Source organism: uncultured Methanobrevibacter sp., from assembly GCF_902771435.1.
Lineage (GTDB): Archaea > Methanobacteriota > Methanobacteria > Methanobacteriales > Methanobacteriaceae > Methanocatella.
The window spans coordinates 25,620-43,992 of record NZ_CACXXB010000019.1; the positions used below are offsets into that span (position 1 = coordinate 25,620).

At 34.8% G+C, this 18,373-nt stretch carries 22 protein-coding genes; 14 read left to right on the top strand and 8 right to left on the bottom strand.

Annotated elements, in window-relative coordinates:
• Positions 1-180: 180 nt before the first annotated feature.
• Genes QZU83_RS06575 through QZU83_RS06595 form a run of 5 tightly spaced genes read right to left on the bottom strand, consistent with a single transcriptional unit; the run spans position 181 to position 3,832 of the window.
• The gene (locus tag QZU83_RS06575; protein ID WP_295610657.1) at positions 181-651 is read right to left on the bottom strand and encodes a DUF2115 family protein; all 471 of its coding nucleotides are present in this window, start codon (positions 649-651) and stop codon (positions 181-183) included.
• A 44-nt stretch (positions 652-695) separates the two neighbouring features.
• A complete protein-coding gene (locus QZU83_RS06580; protein ID WP_366925382.1) occupies positions 696-1,709 on the bottom strand; it encodes an SLC13 family permease in 1,014 nt (337 codons plus the stop codon).
• A gap of 27 nt (positions 1,710-1,736) precedes the next feature.
• On the bottom strand, positions 1,737-2,051 hold the full coding sequence (locus tag QZU83_RS06585; RefSeq protein ID WP_295610660.1) for a TIGR04076 family protein: 315 nt from the start codon (positions 2,049-2,051) through the stop codon (positions 1,737-1,739).
• The gene (locus tag QZU83_RS06590) at positions 2,048-2,608 is read right to left on the bottom strand and encodes a DUF6434 domain-containing protein (RefSeq protein ID WP_295610662.1); all 561 of its coding nucleotides are present in this window, start codon (positions 2,606-2,608) and stop codon (positions 2,048-2,050) included. Before QZU83_RS06590 ends, QZU83_RS06585 begins: the two co-directional genes overlap by 4 nt.
• 33 nt (positions 2,609-2,641) lie before the next feature.
• Positions 2,642-3,832: a redox-regulated ATPase YchF gene (locus QZU83_RS06595; protein ID WP_295610664.1), complete on the bottom strand. Its 1,191-nt coding sequence runs from the start codon at positions 3,830-3,832 to the stop codon at positions 2,642-2,644.
• A gap of 78 nt (positions 3,833-3,910) precedes the next feature.
• Here QZU83_RS06595 and QZU83_RS06600 point away from each other — a divergent pair, with 78 nt between their 5' ends.
• Complete coding sequence (locus QZU83_RS06600; protein ID WP_295610666.1) at positions 3,911-4,780, top strand: metallophosphoesterase; 870 nt, start codon at positions 3,911-3,913, stop codon at positions 4,778-4,780.
• Positions 4,777-6,900: a phage holin family protein gene (locus QZU83_RS06605; RefSeq protein ID WP_295610668.1), complete on the top strand. Its 2,124-nt coding sequence runs from the start codon at positions 4,777-4,779 to the stop codon at positions 6,898-6,900. The genes QZU83_RS06600 and QZU83_RS06605 overlap by 4 nt, the downstream gene beginning before the upstream one ends.
• On the opposite strand, the gene QZU83_RS06610 is transcribed toward QZU83_RS06605, so the two are convergent.
• Positions 6,889-7,740, bottom strand: a complete 852-nt coding sequence (locus QZU83_RS06610) for a hypothetical protein (RefSeq protein WP_295610670.1) — start codon at positions 7,738-7,740, stop codon at positions 6,889-6,891. The two genes, QZU83_RS06605 and QZU83_RS06610, sit on opposite strands and share 12 nt — an antisense overlap.
• A 14-nt stretch (positions 7,741-7,754) precedes the next feature.
• Entirely contained in the window at positions 7,755-8,531 is a 777-nt protein-coding gene (locus QZU83_RS06615; RefSeq protein WP_295610671.1) for a protein-ADP-ribose hydrolase, read from the bottom strand.
• 121 nt (positions 8,532-8,652) lie between these two features.
• Here QZU83_RS06615 and QZU83_RS06620 point away from each other — a divergent pair, with 121 nt between their 5' ends.
• From QZU83_RS06620 to QZU83_RS06640, 5 genes are all read left to right on the top strand, one after another.
• Positions 8,653-9,036: a helix-turn-helix domain-containing protein gene (locus QZU83_RS06620; RefSeq protein WP_295610673.1), complete on the top strand. Its 384-nt coding sequence runs from the start codon at positions 8,653-8,655 to the stop codon at positions 9,034-9,036.
• A 1-nt stretch (position 9,037) separates the two neighbouring features.
• Positions 9,038-9,676 carry a cobalt-precorrin-7 (C(5))-methyltransferase gene (locus QZU83_RS06625; protein WP_295610674.1) on the top strand — a complete coding sequence of 213 codons (639 nt, stop codon included), beginning with the start codon at positions 9,038-9,040 and terminating at the stop codon, positions 9,674-9,676.
• Positions 9,677-9,807: 131 nt separating this feature from the next.
• A complete protein-coding gene (locus tag QZU83_RS06630) occupies positions 9,808-12,678 on the top strand; it encodes a carboxypeptidase-like regulatory domain-containing protein (RefSeq protein WP_295610676.1) in 2,871 nt (956 codons plus the stop codon).
• A gap of 1 nt (position 12,679) precedes the next feature.
• Positions 12,680-12,880 carry a hypothetical protein gene (locus tag QZU83_RS06635; protein WP_295610677.1) on the top strand — a complete coding sequence of 67 codons (201 nt, stop codon included), beginning with the start codon at positions 12,680-12,682 and terminating at the stop codon, positions 12,878-12,880.
• On the top strand, positions 12,867-13,208 hold the full coding sequence (locus tag QZU83_RS06640; RefSeq protein WP_295610679.1) for a hypothetical protein: 342 nt from the start codon (positions 12,867-12,869) through the stop codon (positions 13,206-13,208). Before QZU83_RS06635 ends, QZU83_RS06640 begins: the two co-directional genes overlap by 14 nt.
• Before the next feature lie 37 nt (positions 13,209-13,245).
• Here QZU83_RS06640 and QZU83_RS06645 read toward each other — a convergent pair whose 3' ends face one another.
• Positions 13,246-14,310 carry an ArsA family ATPase gene (locus QZU83_RS06645; protein ID WP_295610680.1) on the bottom strand — a complete coding sequence of 355 codons (1,065 nt, stop codon included), beginning with the start codon at positions 14,308-14,310 and terminating at the stop codon, positions 13,246-13,248.
• 232 nt (positions 14,311-14,542) lie between these two features.
• Between QZU83_RS06645 and QZU83_RS06650 the strand changes: the two genes are divergently transcribed.
• From QZU83_RS06650 to QZU83_RS06680, 7 genes are all read left to right on the top strand, one after another.
• Positions 14,543-15,718 (top strand): tyrosine-type recombinase/integrase, encoded by a 1,176-nt coding sequence (locus QZU83_RS06650; RefSeq protein ID WP_295610682.1) that lies wholly within the window; start codon positions 14,543-14,545, stop codon positions 15,716-15,718.
• Positions 15,719-16,440: 722 nt separating this feature from the next.
• Entirely contained in the window at positions 16,441-16,635 is a 195-nt protein-coding gene (locus tag QZU83_RS06655; protein WP_295610683.1) for a hypothetical protein, read from the top strand.
• A gap of 162 nt (positions 16,636-16,797) precedes the next feature.
• The gene (locus tag QZU83_RS06660; protein ID WP_295610685.1) at positions 16,798-17,121 is read left to right on the top strand and encodes a hypothetical protein; all 324 of its coding nucleotides are present in this window, start codon (positions 16,798-16,800) and stop codon (positions 17,119-17,121) included.
• Positions 17,114-17,248: a hypothetical protein gene (locus QZU83_RS06665; protein ID WP_295610686.1), complete on the top strand. Its 135-nt coding sequence runs from the start codon at positions 17,114-17,116 to the stop codon at positions 17,246-17,248. Before QZU83_RS06660 ends, QZU83_RS06665 begins: the two co-directional genes overlap by 8 nt.
• 10 nt (positions 17,249-17,258) lie before the next feature.
• Positions 17,259-17,822, top strand: coding sequence for a hypothetical protein (locus QZU83_RS06670; protein WP_295610688.1), 564 nt, complete (start codon positions 17,259-17,261; stop codon positions 17,820-17,822).
• A gap of 35 nt (positions 17,823-17,857) precedes the next feature.
• On the top strand, positions 17,858-18,160 hold the full coding sequence (locus tag QZU83_RS06675) for a hypothetical protein (RefSeq protein ID WP_295610689.1): 303 nt from the start codon (positions 17,858-17,860) through the stop codon (positions 18,158-18,160).
• Entirely contained in the window at positions 18,139-18,303 is a 165-nt protein-coding gene (locus QZU83_RS06680) for a hypothetical protein (RefSeq protein ID WP_295610691.1), read from the top strand. Before QZU83_RS06675 ends, QZU83_RS06680 begins: the two co-directional genes overlap by 22 nt.
• The last annotated feature ends 70 nt before the right edge of the window (positions 18,304-18,373 follow it).

Consider the following 18,373-nt stretch of genomic DNA (forward strand, 5'->3'; position numbering starts at 1 on the left):
TGACATTTAAAGAATTTTCGACTGATTTAACTTGATTTTAGATAATCGCTTGTACAAATTATTATCCAAGATTTACAATAACGACAAAGTATTGAAAAATTAAAATAAGAATAGGTCAGGGATATATATCCTCAAATGAAATTAACAGGTTTTCTGAAATCCCAACCGTTAATGTTGAATTCAGTGAAATCCGAAAGAATAACCTGCATTTTTGCAGACACAGTATCTGCATAATGACTTTTCATCCTTAATGTAAACTATCCTGCCTCTGCACTTATATTCACCATTTTCCAAAAACACATCATCTTTTGACGGATTGTCTCCAAATGGATGCAATGGCTTTTTGCCAATTAATGCCAAATAAAGAGAAATGTATTTAGTGAATTCCCTTGTTTCAATATCTCCTCCGGCATAATTGTCAAAATAAAAGTCAATATCCTCCTTGATATTGTTAACAACACCGTCCTTAATGTCATAATCTTCATCAATATCCAGTGAAAATATTTCATCCCAAGTATCCGAATTGTATTTAGCCAATTTTTTAACAGTAACATCCTTATACCTATCATCAGTAACCTTATTTCTAAGATAATCAATAGGATAATCTTTTAAATTTTCTCTAATTTCTCCCAATAATTCTGTAGCTTTCATAATACCCTCAATTAAGTATATATCAAAAAACATAATTAAATTTTCTAAATCAATACATTGACACCCACAAGGACAACAAGCAAAATAACATTCAAAACAGTGAATATGACCAAATACCTTACCTTGAATTCATCGCATTCTCGAACAAGAATTTTATATGAGATTAAATTGGCCATTGACGCAATGAGAGTACCGAAACCTCCAATGTTAATTCCGACAATAATTGCTTCGTAATTTGTGCTGAAACCGCTGAGAAGAATTGCCGCAGGAACATTTGAAATCACCTGAGATGCTACAATTCCCCATAAAACCTCATTTCCTGTGATAAACTGCCTGAATAATGAATTGAAAAAAGGAATGTTTTCAAGGTTGCCTATTAGAATAAAAAGAGCAATGAAAGTTAAAAGTAAAAAATAATCAACACCTGAAAAAACCCTTTTAAGGAAATTTTCCATACTGACACTGATTTTTGACATCTCAGGCAAAGTAATTGCATCTCTCGGAATGAAAAATAACAAAATAACCAAAAATATCATTGAAACAAGAATATAGGGTAAAAGTATTAGGAAAAATGATTCAAATGGAATATGAGACACTGTAAACATCACGATATTATGCGGAGCCCCAATTGGAAGAACCATGCAACCAACATTAGCCGCAATTGTCTGCAGACAAACGGTTAATATTATTAAATCAGAACGGTTAACTTTCTTTAAAGCCAAAATTGAAAACGGTACGAATATAATTAACGAAACATCATTTGTTATGAATATTGAACTTAAAAAGCAAGTAAATACCAGAACCATAACTAACTGACGGGCATTGGAAATCTTGGTTAATAGCTTGCGAACCAACATCTCAAAAACTGATAGGTTCTTTAAAATCTCCACAACAATCATTATCACTAAAAGCAATAAGATCGTATCCCAATTAATATAATTCAAATAATTAGTAGTTGGTTGGATAAAAAAACAAGAAATGATTGCAAATATTAATGATATTGAAAATATAATTTCTTTTTTAAAAAAATTAATAATTTTATCCATTAATTGAACCATACTATCTGTTTAAGTAAATTTTTAAAGTTATTCTGCATCTTCTTCCATTGTTTCCAAAAGAAAGCTTACAGGCCTGAAACCATCATTGCAGGATATCATCGCAGATTTTTTATTTTTCATCCAACCGCCATAGAAATCTTCCGCCCCATTAGCCAATCCCATTACGAAAGCAGATAAACTTTCCCAGGCACTGTCACAGAATCCTTCCGGTTTTTCCCAGCCGTTTGCAATGAATACCTGTCCCTCTTCGACATCACATTCATGTTCCAACGGATTTTCATATTTTTCAATCAAATCATCATGTCTGACTTTTCTCATGACAGTAATTTTAACTTTTTTCACATTAACACCTCCAAATCGCTTTCTTCATATTTATTATGGCCTTTAAGGCTTTTTTTGTATTTCCAACATTTAATTGCATCATCCAATGACTTATCATTATTGTTTTCAAAGAAATCCCTTATGTACTGATTGTATTGAAATTGCTTGCCTATTTTGGTTTTCTCACCGGAACCTTGAATTTTAAAATATGCATCAATTGCATCCCCATATGTTTTATCGGGATTTGCTTTCAGCCACTTTTGAAATTTAACTTTAAATTTAAAGCCTTTACCAATTTTTTCCTCAAAAAATGCTCTTTTATCTTCACTGCATTTGAAGTTTTCACCCAATTTTGAATCCAAACTGATTTCAGATGAAGAAACCGTCTGAATCCTTTTAACACCGCTTTGCTTTAACTCTTCACCAGTAGCAAGATAATGAACAATCCTATTTTCCAAATCCTCTTTGGAACCTCCTATTCTTAAACCTTCAGCTCTGCAGAAATCCTTCAATTCCTCCTTTAAAAAATAGTATTCCTTAAATTCTTCTGGGCTTAAATCTCGAGTTAACTTAGGCATAAAAATCTAAAAAAATAAAAAAAAGTAGAGGAGTTATCCTCTTGTAATGATGCTTATGATGTCACCGTCTTTAAGCTCATAGTCACTGGCTATGCGCATTTTTGATCTTGCGTCAACAGCATGCATAAAATTATCTCCAATATCAGTGTGGACAAGATAAGCTAACTGACGTGGATTTGAACCTCTTTTAAGCAGTATTCCATCAGGAAGAACATTTCCCTTTTGGTCTGTGTATTTGTTTTCATCCTGAACAGGATACACGACAATCTGGTCGAGCAGGTCAAAAACGCCGTAATTCAATACGTCCTGAATTCCTGTACTTCCATACCTGTCCAAAATATTGGTTTGAATATATTCCAAACCTTTTTTCTGTGCTTCAGACAGCTCTTCAGGCTTCAATATTTCAAAATGATCATCACCAGGCATATAGCTGATTAAACCGCTTTTGGCAGCATTTACAAGCGCCAGCTCAGAGCCTGCAGAAGTTGGGATAACATTCGGATACTTTTCCTTTATTCTTTTAATGTTTTCTTCTGAGGTAGGCAGGTCTGCCTTGTTTGCAATAATCATCATAGGCTTTGCAATATGCAGGATATTGCGGGTAAGTTCAATCAAATCTTCCTCTTCCCATTTATTGAAATCAGGTTCTATAGTTCTTTTTGCTTCTATAATATCTTCAATAGCTATTCCGGTACCTGACAATTGGTCAAACAATACTTTTGCAATGTCCAGGTGTTCCGCACCTATCTTTCTTACAAGCCTCACCCAATTTTTTGACAATATTCCATACATCCACATTACGATTTCATTTTCAAGAAAATCCAAGTCTTCAAGAGGATCATGACTGCCAGCATCAACAGGGTTTCCTTCAAGGTCAGTTGATCCGGAAGCATCAATAACATTAATGAATACTTTAGCCTGCATTAAATCATCTAAAAACTTATTACCTAATCCTTTTCCTTCATGTGCTCCAGGAACCAATCCTGCAACATCTATCAATTCAATTGGAAGCAATCTTTTTCCATCAATACAGATTGAATTGTGAGGATTGCATGTAACACCCAATTCTTTACATGGACAATCCTTAATTACATGAGCAACTGCCTTATTCGCATCTATTGTTGTGAATGGATAATTTGCCATTTCTACGGTAGATGCTGTTGCTGAATTGAAAAAAGATGATTTTCCAACATTCGGTTTTCCACAAACTGCAATTTGAAGCATAATAATCACTTTTCATCTAATAACATCTTAATGTATGTTATTAAAATTATAAATAGTTTCAGAAATAATGTATATTTGATGAAGGATGAAGACATTGAACGACCCCCAGCTATGAAAGTTCGCCAGGGAATCCAGGATGCGATGACATATTCACTGCCTGAAAAACATTTTAGTGAAAACCATATTGATTTGGTTGACATAGACATTGCACTTAACAATTTAGGCTGGAACTTCAGCAATTATAAGATTTTGAATTTAACTGACATTCATTTAGGCCAGTGGATTAATCCGGAGTATTTGGATGAACTTATAGACTATGTAAATACATTGAATTTTGATTTAATCACATTGACAGGAGATTACTTTTCATATAATCTCGATGACTATGACAAATCCCTGGAAAAATCCCTTAAAAAATTGAAGGCAAGAGATGGAAAATACGGAGTTTTAGGAAATCATGACCATTGGATGAATGCTGATAGAGTTAGAGAAATCTTTAAAAACGCAGATATCATTGACTTAAGCAATGATGTTGTTACCCTTAAAAAAAATGGGGACTGCATAAACCTTTGCGGCGTTGACAGCTATACAGTCTGTGCCGACAATTTGGATAAGGTCATAACCAAAATGCCTAAAAACATTCCAAGTATTTTGCTTGCCCATGAACCCGATTTTGCACAAGAATCATCACAAACAGGATTATTTGACCTTCAGATTTCAGGCCATTCCCATGGAGGGCAATTTATAATTCCAGGAGTTGAAACAACACCATTCAGGGGACCGAACTCAACAAAATATCCTGTCGGACTTTATAAAGTTGGAGATATGCTTCAATATACCAGCAAGGGCCTTGGAACAAATTCATTTAGGATTAGAATCAATTGTAAACCAGAAATTACAATAATAACATTGAAAACCACTAAAAGAAGAAAAATCATGATAGAATGATAAAAAACAGATTGATTTCCTCTTTAAGGACAATAATTACAACATTACTTTTTGTATTAGCCAACATTTTGGCAGTATATTTGGTGGACTATATCAGTACCGACTTTACCGTTGGCCCATGGTATAATGCAGTAATTATTGTAATAGCCGTTGCAATTGCAAATGCTCTTTTATGGCCGATATTCAGACGTTTCTTAATGAAAATCATCATATTTACCTTTGGAATCGGATCTCTTTTTATAAACTCGATTATCTTTTATATCGCATCATATTTCATTCCTGGAGTTTCAGCAGGAATCTATGGAGTCCTTCAGGTCCCGATTGTAATGGCAATAGCGACAACCCTAATGGCAAACATTACAAACACCAACTACTACGACAATTACATCAAAAACATCCTAAAGTATGCATTGGAACAGAAGACCCCCTACAAAAAAATATATTCAGGAGTGATAATGCTTGAAATTGACGGCCTTTCAATAAACATACTCAAAAAAGCCATCGATAAAGGCGTGATGCCGAATATTAAAAAATGGCTGGATGAGGGAACCCATACCATGAAATGCTGGGAAACAGACCTGTCCTCACAGACAGGTGCGAGCCAGGCAGGAATTCTTCATGGAAACAATCAGGACATTGTCGCATACAGATGGATTGAAAAGGAAAATAACAATCAGCTTGTGGTTTCCGGAAAATTGAGTGATGCCCCATTAGTTGAAAAAAGAATAAGCAACGGCAAAGGATTGCTTGTAAACGGAATAAGCATTGCAAACATGTTTTCAGGAGACAGTAAAATTCCAACATTGACATCATCAAAGCTTGGAGGATTATCAAAAATATACAACAAGACATTGAATGCGGCATTTTTAGATGCCTACAATTTTCAAAGACTGTTCATACTGTTTTTATGGGACATCATTCTGGAGCTTTCCTCACAGACCGTTCATTATCTGAAAAATATACGGCCAAGACTTAGAAGAACAATAGTTTATGCCGCCGTCAGGGCAGGAGCTAATGTGGTTTTAAGAGAGGTGACAACAGACGTCCTGACAAGTGAAATACTTGCAGGAAATATTGATACCGCCTATGCAACATACATGGGCTATGATGAAATCGCACACCACTCCGGAGTTGAGGACAATGATGTTTGGGGAGCCTTGAAAAGGATTGACGCACAATTCGCAAAAATAACTTCAGCAATTGAAATGAGCGACAGAGACTATAAAATAGTGGTCTTATCAGACCATGGGCAGTCAAAAGGAGCAACCTTCAAGCAGAGATATGGAATAACATTGGGAAATTATGTTAGGAAATTGCTTCCGGATGATTTGATGGTGTTTAAGACAGAATACAATATTGACCACTTCAGAGATGCGGTAATTCCTGAAAACCTGCAGATCAGACGCCTTAAAAACAAGTTTGGAGACATTCATGATGACCTGTTTGAAGATTTAAAATCGCTTCAGGACATAAAAGATCAAGTTGAAAAAAGAAAACCAGCACTGATTTTTGAAAATGACAAATACAAAAATCTAAAAGACAGATACTCTAATAGCTTGGACTACATTAAAGGCTATGAAAGTACACCGCAAAGTACTAAAAAAGCAAAAGACTCCGAACTGATTGTTTTAGGTTCAGGAAATATGGGGCTGATATATTTAACCCAATGGAGCGAGAGATTAAGCTACGAAGAAATTGTGATGCTATTTCCGGATTTAATTCCAGGCCTTGTAAAACATTCAGGAATCGGTTTCATTTTAGTCAATTCAATAACCAATGGAGGAATGGTCATCGGTCAGAATGGAATTTACTATTTGGACAGCGATAGGATTGTCGGTGAAAATCCACTTAAAGACTTTGGCGTTAATGCTGCCAGACACCTGAAAAGACAAAATTCCTTCAAGAATATGCCCGATATTTTAGTGAACAGCTTTTATGATGCAAAATTCGATGAAGTGTGTGCATTTGAAGAGCTTATCGGGTCTCATGGCGGTTTGGGCGGAGACCAGACAAAACCGTTTATTCTATTCCCTTCAGAGTGGGCCGATCCCGGCGATTTGGTCGGTGCAGAATCAATATACGCATTCTTAAAAAGGGAAATAGAGAATTTAAACTCTTGAAAGCCAATAGTCAAAAATTTCTGAAATCTCTTCATCAAAACTTATTGTCTTATCCTTATTTTGTGGTATCGGTTGAGGATAATCCCTGTTCAGCCTTATTAATGTAGTGTTGGGATTGTCAAATGTCATCTGCTCAAACGGATATCTGATAATGACCGGAGTGTTGAATCCAACACCCAACTCCAAAAATACTATGTTTTTGGTTTCATCAACATGTTCTAAAAATTCAGAATATCTTCTGCTCATCTGATGCCAATTTTCATCCTCAACAAAGAAATTGTCCTTTCTGACATTGATTTCCATATTTCCGCCGCACACCGGACAGACCGGAACCAGTTCAGTTGGAATCTTACAGTCTTCAGTCTTTTCAATAGCTTCAAAAACCAATTCCTCATTTGAATACAGCTTATCATGACATGCCTTTTCACATTGCATAAGCCCATAATCGCCCTGAGTTGCAAAAATTCTCTCATCTTCAAATCCATTTATCCAGAACTGGTGCTCCACATTTGTTGTCAGAACAAAATAATCCTTATCCCTAACCAATTCCAACAATTGTCCATATAATTTTGTTTTTCCAACAGAATATCTGTTTACATAGACATGACGTGCCCAGTGAGCCCATTTTTCCTCCTGGGTTTCATAAGGATAGAATGTGGCGGAATACATGTCCTGCACCCCATACTTTTCAATGAAATCCTGAAAATTGTCATCGAAACGCTTGCCGGAATATTCCAAACCTGCTGCGGCTGAAAATCCTGCTCCCGCACCAATTAAAATATAATCTGCATCTTCAATAGCCTTGTAAGCCTTATCCAATCTTTGTACAAAACGGTCCACATTAACACCCCCCATTAGAATAATAAATTTTTATATATCAAATAGTCATCATCCGAAAAAACATCAAAAATCACATTTTTCAATGTTGTTTCATTCAAATCCAAATAATCCTTAACTGTCCTGACTGCAATTTCTGCAGCCAGTTTCTGTGGAAAATTAAATACTCCTGTTGATATGCAGCAGAAAGCTAATGATTCCAGATTATTTGAGGTTGCAATTTCAAGACAGGACCTGTAGCAATTAACCAATGATTCACAATCATTTTTAGAAGGTTTTAAGCCTTGAGGGATTGCAGGACCAACAGTATGTATCACATATTTTGAAGGAAGATTATATGCAGAGGTGATTTTGGCCTTTCCAACTTCCTCATCCCCGTCCTGCATTTCCATGATTCTATTGCACTCCTCCCTCAGCTGAAGTCCTGAAGCTGAGTGAATCACATTGTCAATGCAGTTGTGAAGGGGAACAAAGCATCCCAGTAATTTTGAATTTGCGGCATTTACAATACCGTCGACCTTTAAGGTTGTTATATCACCTTGCCAAAGCATTATCTTTCCGTTGACCTCCCCAATATCCTCAACTGAAGTCAGATCCTTATTCAATGTTTCCTGTGTTAAAAAATCATCCTGAACTTTCAAAAATTCATCAGACACTTCAGAAGGCATCCTTACATTCATCAGTGCACGAAGCAAATTTCTTTTATCATGATAGTTTTGGGGAATTTCAATAGCTTCATTTCTCTCGCCAATCAAATAACCAATTAAAAAATCCAACTGTTCCTGCCTGTCCATTCAATCACCTCCAATTCGTTAATAATAATTGAATTTTAGTATTTAAATGATTTTTGTAACCTTTAGGAAACCCGGTAACTGAAAAGTAACTAATATATAATAATTTAATCAAAATATGACTATGGATAGTGAAAAAATAGTCTGTCCGGTTGATAAGACTCTAAACCTGATTAACAAAAAATGGAGCATCCAAATTATAAGGGACATGTTCTTTGGCAAAAAGCATTTCAAAGAGTTTAAAGAGGATAAACCAAAATTGTCCAATAAGGTATTATCCAATTGCCTTAAGGAATTGGAGGAAAATGGATTAATTAGAAAGGAAGTTTTGAATACCACTCCAGTTACAACAGAGTATTATCTGACCGAATACGGCAAATCCATGAACAGAATCATCTATGAACTAGCCATGTTTACGCTGCAAAACGATGATGAACATTCTTACTCAGATGAGGTAAGAGCTGACTTGAAAAATACGTTTAAAGAAAAATTAGAAATAAATGATTAAAATGACCGGAAAAATTTATATTGTTGGAATTGGCCCAGGTTCAAGCGAATATCTAACCAAAAAAGCTATTGATACCGTTAAAGCCAGTGATTATACTGTTGGAAGTACACGTGCAATCGACCTTTTTGATGATGTGAAGAACACTATTGCATTCAATGTCAAGGAACTATTGGATACCTTAAGGCAGGGAGTTCAGCTGGCCTGTGACGGCAATGTCGTTTCAATATTATCTACAGGAGACCCTGGCTTTTCAGGAGTTTTGAATACTGTCTTAAGATTATCAGATGAACTGGACTTTCCAAAAGAGAATATTGAAGTCGTACCGGGAATCAGCTCACTTCAGCTGGCCGCAGCAAAATGCCACATTCAGTGGGACAATGCAAATGTAATGACATTTCACGGAAGGGAAAACATAGAAGATATCCTGCCGGTCATCAACAACGGAAAAGTGACAATTGCCCTTCCATCAAGAAAAGTGAAGGACATGGCACAGTTTCTGCTTGACAATGGCGTTGAGGCTGACCGAAGGGTTGTCGTGTGTGAGCGCCTGAGCTATCCTGATGAGAAAATTGTCGAGGCAACTTTGAAGGATATTGCCCAGAGTGAATTTACTTATATGTGCATTATTGTCATATATTAGAAATAATTACTCTTAAAAGTTATTTTAAAAGTCATTTACCATTTAATTTTAAAATTAAAGTTCATATATCCCATAATACATACTTTAAGTGTTAATTTAAATTGAAAAAATTAACATTTAAGGTAGATATTATGAATAAAAAAACAAACACCATATGTTTTATTTTCATATTGCTATTTTTAATTTCGGCCGTTAGTGCAGCGGACAGTGAAAATGAAACATTGCAACAGATCCAACCAGATTATCAAAAAGATTTAAGTACCGTTAATGTTGAAAACAGCGAAACGAAAAATATAGAAAAATTAGGAGAAACGCAAGAAGTCGAAAGGAAAAAGGTCACATTGACAGCACCCGACGTTAAAATGAATTATAATGACGGAAGCAAATTTACGGCAACGCTGAAGTACAAAAAGAAAGTGATTGCAAATGCAAAAATACAAATTCAAATTAATGGCCAAACATTCACAAAAACAACGGACAAGACGGGAAAGGCATCAATAAATCTCAATTATAAAAGCGGGACCTACAATGTTTTAAGCATTTGCAGGGAAAACGGTGAATTTGAAGGTGCGACTGTAAAAAGCACAGTGACGATTAAAAGCACCATAAAGTGCAGTGACTTTTCAAAATACTATAAAAACAGTGCAAAATACCCATCCACATTTTATGACAAAAAGGGAAAGCCTCTGAAAAACAATGCCGTCAAATTCAAACTGGATAAGAAAATCTACTCTGTTAAAACAAATTCTAAAGGTATTGCAAAGTTGGCCATTGACTTGAAACCCGGAAAATACAGCATTTTGCTAACCAATCCAAAAACTACCGAATCAGTGACGAAAACTGTTACGGTAAAATCACTTATTGAAACTAAAGATTTGACATTGACTGAAGACAAAAAGGCAAAATTGAATGTTAAAGTTCTAAACAGCAACGGCAAGGCTTCGCCCAACAAAAAAGTTACAATAAAACTGAACGGCAAAACCTACACCAAAACAACGGACAAAAATGGAATTGCAAGGCTAAACGTCCGTTTGAATTCTGGAAAATACACTGTAACGATACAATATGGCGGACTGACCTGCAAAAACAAAATAACCGTGAATAAAGTAATCAGAGCTACAAAATTTATGCACACAACTTTAATTCCGGACTACGTTAATGTGACCTGGACCCATGTAGCTGAAAACTCTGTCTACTCTGTGAAAACCGGATTAAACGGAATTATAAAAATGCCAAAAAATGAGATTTTTGCCATAAAGATTGGTGATAAAAGCTATCTGTTTTCAAATACGAAAATAAGTGGCACAAATTCCACGGTGATAGGATATAAAAGTCATCTGATACCATTTGATGGAAGTGAGGTGAAAAGCGATAAAAACAGAAGTAACCTGAAGGGCAGCGGGATAATCATTTCAAGAGCAAACGGTTTTACGCAAATAGATTACCTGTCAAACACCAATGATAATGTGGAAATTTTCGGATTTTATGCAGATAAAGGCCCTGAACATAGCGAAACATTGAAATACATGCAAAATGATAAAATTACTGCAACAGTGACATTTTATACTCACAGCTATGATGAACTGGGCTTAAAATATAGCTTAGGGAAATTTTATCAAAAAACGATTTATGATTTCAACTACAAAAGCTATGATGAAATAACAAAACACAATACCGGCACAATACGATTTACAAACACGAATACTCCAGTGACATTCAGCTACTTTGGAAACAGTATTGCAGGATATCCATCAAAAGAGAATATAATTACCAAATTTGAGATAAACGGAAAGGAAAATCTTGTAAAGCAGGAAACTATCAGTTATGGCCTTGGTGAAAAATACAGGAGAACTTTGGGCTTTGAAGTGCTGCAGGCATATTCCATCATTAATGAAAAGATCACCAAAGACATATTGAAATCATGGGTGGGAAAAAATAAGCTCTATTTAGACAGGTTTGGTGTGATGAATGTTTATGGAATGCACCTTGCAAGCCTTGAAACGGTCTGGCTTGCCGATAAGCTGGCTGATGAATATGCATCCAAATTTGATGTCAGCTGGAAAAGAGATCATACTGTAACAATTCTGGGAGGAATAAATCTTGAAGACACATATTTGGACATTTTGAATGCGGATATGGGAATGGGAGTCAAAGGAAGTGCAGACAATGTTGTCTCATTCAGGTTTATGAATTCCCTTCAGCTTCCTAATTTAGAGGAATACAGTCTGGAAGAAGTTGCAACACGATTTTGGAATTTTACGACAAATTCACAGGATAACATGTACAATGCCATACACAACAGCAAAACCAGCATTGCAATAATGGGGGATATGATGTACATATTTGCTGAGGACGGAAGCTCTTCAGCAATCATCGCCAATACCACAAACGGAATCGTTAGTCTTATCCATTCACACAACAATGCTACCTACAAAGGTGCTTCAATAGCTACTGCCTGTGATTGCTGCAGTGTTGGAACAATACCTAATGACATCATTTCAGGAATCAATAATGCATTAAACCTGTTTTCGCCAGCAGAATCAAAACTAGCAGAATTGTTAAATCAAATTCATCCAATGAGCAAAATGGCATATAAGACCTTATCGTTTCTGGGAGGAAAGGTCCTTAAAGGAATCACAAAAGCCTGTTTGAGCATTTTAGGAACCATGGTTTTTATACAGCAAACTGGTGTAGAGATCAGGGACGAATATTTTGATGATGGGGACTGGTATAAATTAATGGACACCGTCACATTTACACGGCCAGGATACAACCAAAACAAAAAAATATACAATATTCCAAACAATAAGGGCGGATACGATTACATTGAAGTTGAAATCAATAAAGACCTCAGTTTAAATAGAAATAACGCAATATATATTAGTAACGGACAAACAAGGAAACTGACAAAAGCTGAAACTTATAACTATTTCAGTGATGAAACATGGACCCCTATAAACGTTCCTGCAAAATATTGGGATGAAAGCTGGAGGGGAAATTAAAATGAAAATTATTGATTCTTTTAAAAAGCAGCCAAGAACAATCAAAATACTTGACATCGTATTCGCCATATGCATCATATATGAATTTGTCCTGATAATGTTCGACAAACAGCTAAATGCGTCAATGTCACTGCTGATGCTGTTTATAATCTTTGCAATTACCATCCACGGACTAGGCAGGGGATTTGATGAACAGGACTGAAACAATATTTTTGATAGCCGCAACAATATTGCTTTTGATATGCGTATCCACAATGCTTGAATATTCATTCATATTTATTTTCCTGTTGGTTCTGGCGATAATAGTCATAATAATGTCATTGTTCTCAAAATACAGTGCAAAATATGAAAATGAAAAACTGTCTAGGATATTCTGCATTCTGGGAATAGTTATTTTTGCAGCATATCTTATAAATTCTGTTTATGGTGACTTTACCGGCAATAAGCCTGCAATTGACGGATTGTTGCTTGTAGTCATATTTATCATTGCAATGGGCTTAGGATGGTTTTTTGAAGAAAAAAAAGATTGAAGTTAAAATAATTAATTTATTTTAACTTATTTTATTTTTAAAGCTGAATAGCTTCCTGGACAACTTCATCGTTGTCTTCATCATCATAGAGAATGTGAGCTAATTTCAATAATTTTTCCTGGCCTTTAACTTCATCCTTGAATAAAGGAACTTCTGCAATGTGCTGGTCCGGGAATTTTTGGTCGATTAAAGCCAAACGTTTTTGCTGTAATTTGTGTCTTGAATGGCAGAAATCACAGTCACAGATATCAGGCATTACCTGATTAACAATAACGCTGTCAACAGTAATGTCATATTTGCCCAATGCTTCTAGAGCTCTTTCTGATTCATAAATTGACATTTCTTCAGGAATTACAACCATTTTAAATGTTGTTCTGTCAGGATCGGACAATACTTCTTTTGCCTTGTCGATTTGCTCTTTTGTTCTTTGCAAATCTTCAGATGTTTGAGGGTCATCAACCGCATCCATAAACGGCATGATTTTTTTAAGTGCATTAGTGGCACCACCCAATTTTGCCTTAAGCATCATCATTTTACCTACCCATGAATCCATTACTTCAGGGAATGACAATAATCTCAATGTGTGTCCTGTTGGTGCGGTATCGAACACTACAACGTCAAATTCATCGGAATTCATAACACCCATAAACATTTCAAACGCCGCTGCCTCATCAGCTCCCGGTGAAGATGATGCCATGTCCAATTGATCAGTTAAAAAGTCCATGCCCAATAGACCACCATCAGAATCAGGATTAGCTGCCTTTTCCGCTTCAAGTTGTGCTTGCTTTTGAGCCATTGCTACTTCAGGATCGATTTCAACAGCGAATAAATTTGTTTTGATTTCACGAGGATAGTTTCCAATAGGAACTTCGAGTGAATCGGACAGAGAATGTGCAGGGTCAGTTGATACAATCAAAGTTTTTTTGCCCTGTTCAGCCAGCCATAATGCAGTTGCAGAGGATATGGAAGTTTTTCCAACTCCTCCTTTTCCACCAATGAAAATAAATGTGGTTTTATCTTTGTTAAATTTAAAATAATCTTTAAATGCCAAGTAATTTACCTCCTTAATAAACTTACTTTTAGTAAGCGTGCGTATTTTCATACACTTACCGCCAATTTTGAGGGAATTTTTGTCACCTCATTTTCCGCAATAATTTGGTAAATATATGAATTATCTTTAAACTTACCTTTGGTAACTATATTTATTTTCATATAGTAACTATATACTTTTCGGTATGAAAATTCCAATACTTACCAAATGCTCTCTAGGACAATTTATAGTATAACTAAAATATAAAAATATGTTATAACTAACTTATAACGAGTTGACCAAAATGAGAGAATCAGACGAAATAATAATTAAGAATATGGCAGAGAGTAGAGGATTATCCAATGCCTCTTATCTAGGTTTTAAAAATGTTTTAAGACATTACACAAACTTCCAAGGAAAATCCTTGTTAGAACTAATAGAAGAAGCAGAAAACGAAGAAGAAGAAAAAATAAGATGGAAAAACAGGACCATAAAAACAAGACTCATCAGCTACATGAACTACTGCAAAGACAACATGACCATCAATTCAGCAAAACACTATTTAAAACTGGTTAAAATCTTCTACCACCACCATGAAATTGAAATTCATAAATTGCCAAGATTCAACGATAAAAATGCAAAAGTTAGAAGTCCAATCCAAACAAGTGACCTTCCAACAAAAGAAATATTGCGTGAAGCTGTAGAGATTGCAGATCCACTGATGCAAGCATTGATATTATTTTTAGCTAGCAGCGGCATGAGTAAAATCGATGCCAGAAGTCTAACCATACAAGATTTCATAGATGCAACTAGCAGATACCACCATAGCAAAGATTTGAAAACTGCAATTAAAAAGATGAAAGAATTTGAAGGGGAAATAATACCTATCTGGCACAGCAGAAGGAAAAAAACAAACAAATTCTTCATAACATTCAACAGCGATGAAGCCACCAGATTTATGATTCATTACCTTGAATACCGTAATGAAAAACTTAGATATAATCCGAACAAGAAACATAGAACATTAAAACCATCCGATCCATTATTTAAAATTTCAGAACAACACTTCAGCATTAAATTCCAGCAACTGAATGATGCGCTAGGATTGGGAACAATTGGAGATAATCCGGATAATGGCGTTAAAGGATATAACCGTTTAAGAGGACATATACTACGTAAGTTCCATGCAAGCAGTCTTGAGAAAGCAGGAATGGACATATATTCTATTAATGTTATGCAAGGAAAAAGTAACGGTTCTGTTAATGATGTTTACTTCTTTGCAGATGAGGAAGTCCTTTTAGATAAATATATCAACGCTATGGACGGAGTATTAATATTGTCAGAGGTTAAAGAGTATGACAGATATTCTCCAGAGTTTGCTGAACTTGAAAATGAGAACAAAGTATTAAAAGATGAAATAGATGATTTAAGAGGCGACATTGACAATATTAAAGCACTTCTTAAAAGCAATCGAATATGATTGACTACTATTTTATACAATCTACTAAATTTTATTTTTTTTGCTAAACACCGATTTGAAAAATATCGGTGTTTATTTTTTTAGGGTGTACAATTTAACATGCTAACTTCTTTTAAAATGAATATTATTCAATAAATAGAAAGGAAAAGGTTTATATATTCAAAAAACAAAAGTACTAATTGCCCTCACTTAATAAAATTGACCTCACCTTGAAAAATTGTTCTCATTGTGAAAAAAATTTTTTTAAGTAAAGATCATTTCACAAAAAAATAATATCTACAGGAGAGTGAATTAAAATTTAAAAAAATAGAAGTCTATAAACATAAGTTATGGGGTTAGTAATGAAAAATAAAAAAAGTTAAACGAGTCGACCAAAACATGTTTAAAAATTAATACAATTCAAAACTTAACCCAATTAATCAATTTATTCCAATAAATATATAAACATTTCCACATAGATGAGACCATATTTATTTTACTTAAATTATTTGGGTTTATTTTGATAAAATTTAATTTTTTATTCTTTTTTTATTAATTCACATATTACTTTTAACCAACATAGCTGAAACATTGATTGTGGATGTTGAAAAATTATTTTTAAGGATTATCCTTATGATATTTATTTCATGTTCACAGATTATGTATGAAACCAGACCATTAATAATCTTCAATGACTTGTTCAAAAAAAAGAGCAATGAGAAGTTAAAAGAGTTGACCAAAACATGTACGAACTAAGAAAATGGATAAGCAAACCGTTGCTAAAAGAAAGCATATGTCCGCCAATGAGTTTCAATGAACTTAATGAAACCATTGTTGAAATATGTGAAAAAGGAAATATCAGCAGCAGACAGGAATTCTTTGATTTGTATGAAATTGAAGAATTAGAGACGGGATTGAAAAATAATGAAGTATTATAATTAATCCTGAAGACTGACGAATTAAATATAAAATATCATTAAGAGTTGACCAAAACATGATAGAACAAACAATTAATGGAAAATCCTATGTTTTAGTCCCAAAAGATGCATGGGAAAAAATATTGGAAGTATTTGATAAAATTGAAAAGAAAGGTGAATAGAATGAATGCCTATTCACCATATCCTAAAATTAACACAGATTCTGAAGTTAACCAATTCGAAGACAACTACCATGGCATACTCACTCACAACGGTGAGATTAAGGTTGCCAAAGGTGATGTGGAACAAGTTATCCTACACATTGATGACAATGAAACCGTACTGGTTATGGGTAGAGAAAAGGCATATGTCGCACAAATTCATGCTAAATTATTGTCATTAATGCACTATGCTTCAAAAGGAGATATTGGATTAATAAAGTTCCGTAGAGGCGAAGCATTCATTGTTGGATTTAGGAAAAGTAAAGGTGCTGGTAAAAATGTCTAAGCCCGCCAGATTATATCCTAAAGAAGACCCCATGGATGTTAATCCAAGATTGATTTGGATTGGAAGCATAATATTCGCCATAGTAATAGGATGGATTGGAATTGCAACAGCTACTGTAGGAATATAAAGGTGATTAAATGGTTAAAGCTGAACTTATAGAAAATCCAGAAGAATCTAAAGAAACTGGATTAATAAATGTTGACAACGTTCCTAATGTTGATATAGCTATTGAACAATGGGACGCATATCAAAAACTTTGTAAAGGATTATTAAATGAATCAGATTATCAAGAAATAATCGTTAAAGAGAAAGATGAAGATGGAAACTACGTTAAAGTGAAAAGACACTTTAAGAAAAAATCAGCATGGCAAAAGCTATCACGTGCATTCAATGTTGACACCCATATTGTTGATCGTGACATTGAAAGAACAAAAATGGGAAGAGTGCGTGAAGCTTACTATTGCGTTAGAGCAACATTACCAAACGGCCGTAGTGTTGAATCTGATGCACTATGCTCCAGAAGTGAAAGAGGCAAAGATAAAGTTTCAGACCACACTATAATGTCTACCGCTAAAACACGTGCAACCAACCGTGCAATAGCTGAGCTAATAGGAGCTGGAGAAGTTAGTGCTGAAGAAATGTCAGCTGAAAAACTGGTAACACAAAACCAGTCAAAATTTTTAAAAGAGGATGCAAACTAAATCCTCTTTAATATTTTATTTAGGAGAATGTTAAAATGAGTTTTAATGATAAACAAACCATATTTACAGGTACACAATTAGATTACGAAGAAATTGTAGAAATTCCAGAAGGATATGAAAAAGCAGAATTAAAAGACTTTGAAGATGGAACTCTCATCACCGGCAGACCTGAAATGTCTTCAGTTAACTATTCATTTTCAAAGATGATGAAAAATTGTATGTTGAAATCAATGTCAACCTCAAAAACGATGGAGACCTTCACAAAAACATCAGGAAAGGAAGCGTGCTATTTGACTTTATCACATCCGTTCTTGAATTGGAAAATGCAGGTTCAGTAGGTAAATCCAACATTGTCCGCAACGTAAACCTTGCTGAATACAGGGAATTCGTAAACAGATTATCTGAAATGACAATTCAAGTCAAAGAAAAATCCGGAACTTATGTTTACTACAGTTTCGTTGTACGTGATGTCCAAGTCTAAATGGAGAGAATAGAAAAATGAGTAATGTAGCTGAATTACCAACAAAGGATACAATAACCCTCATTATCAA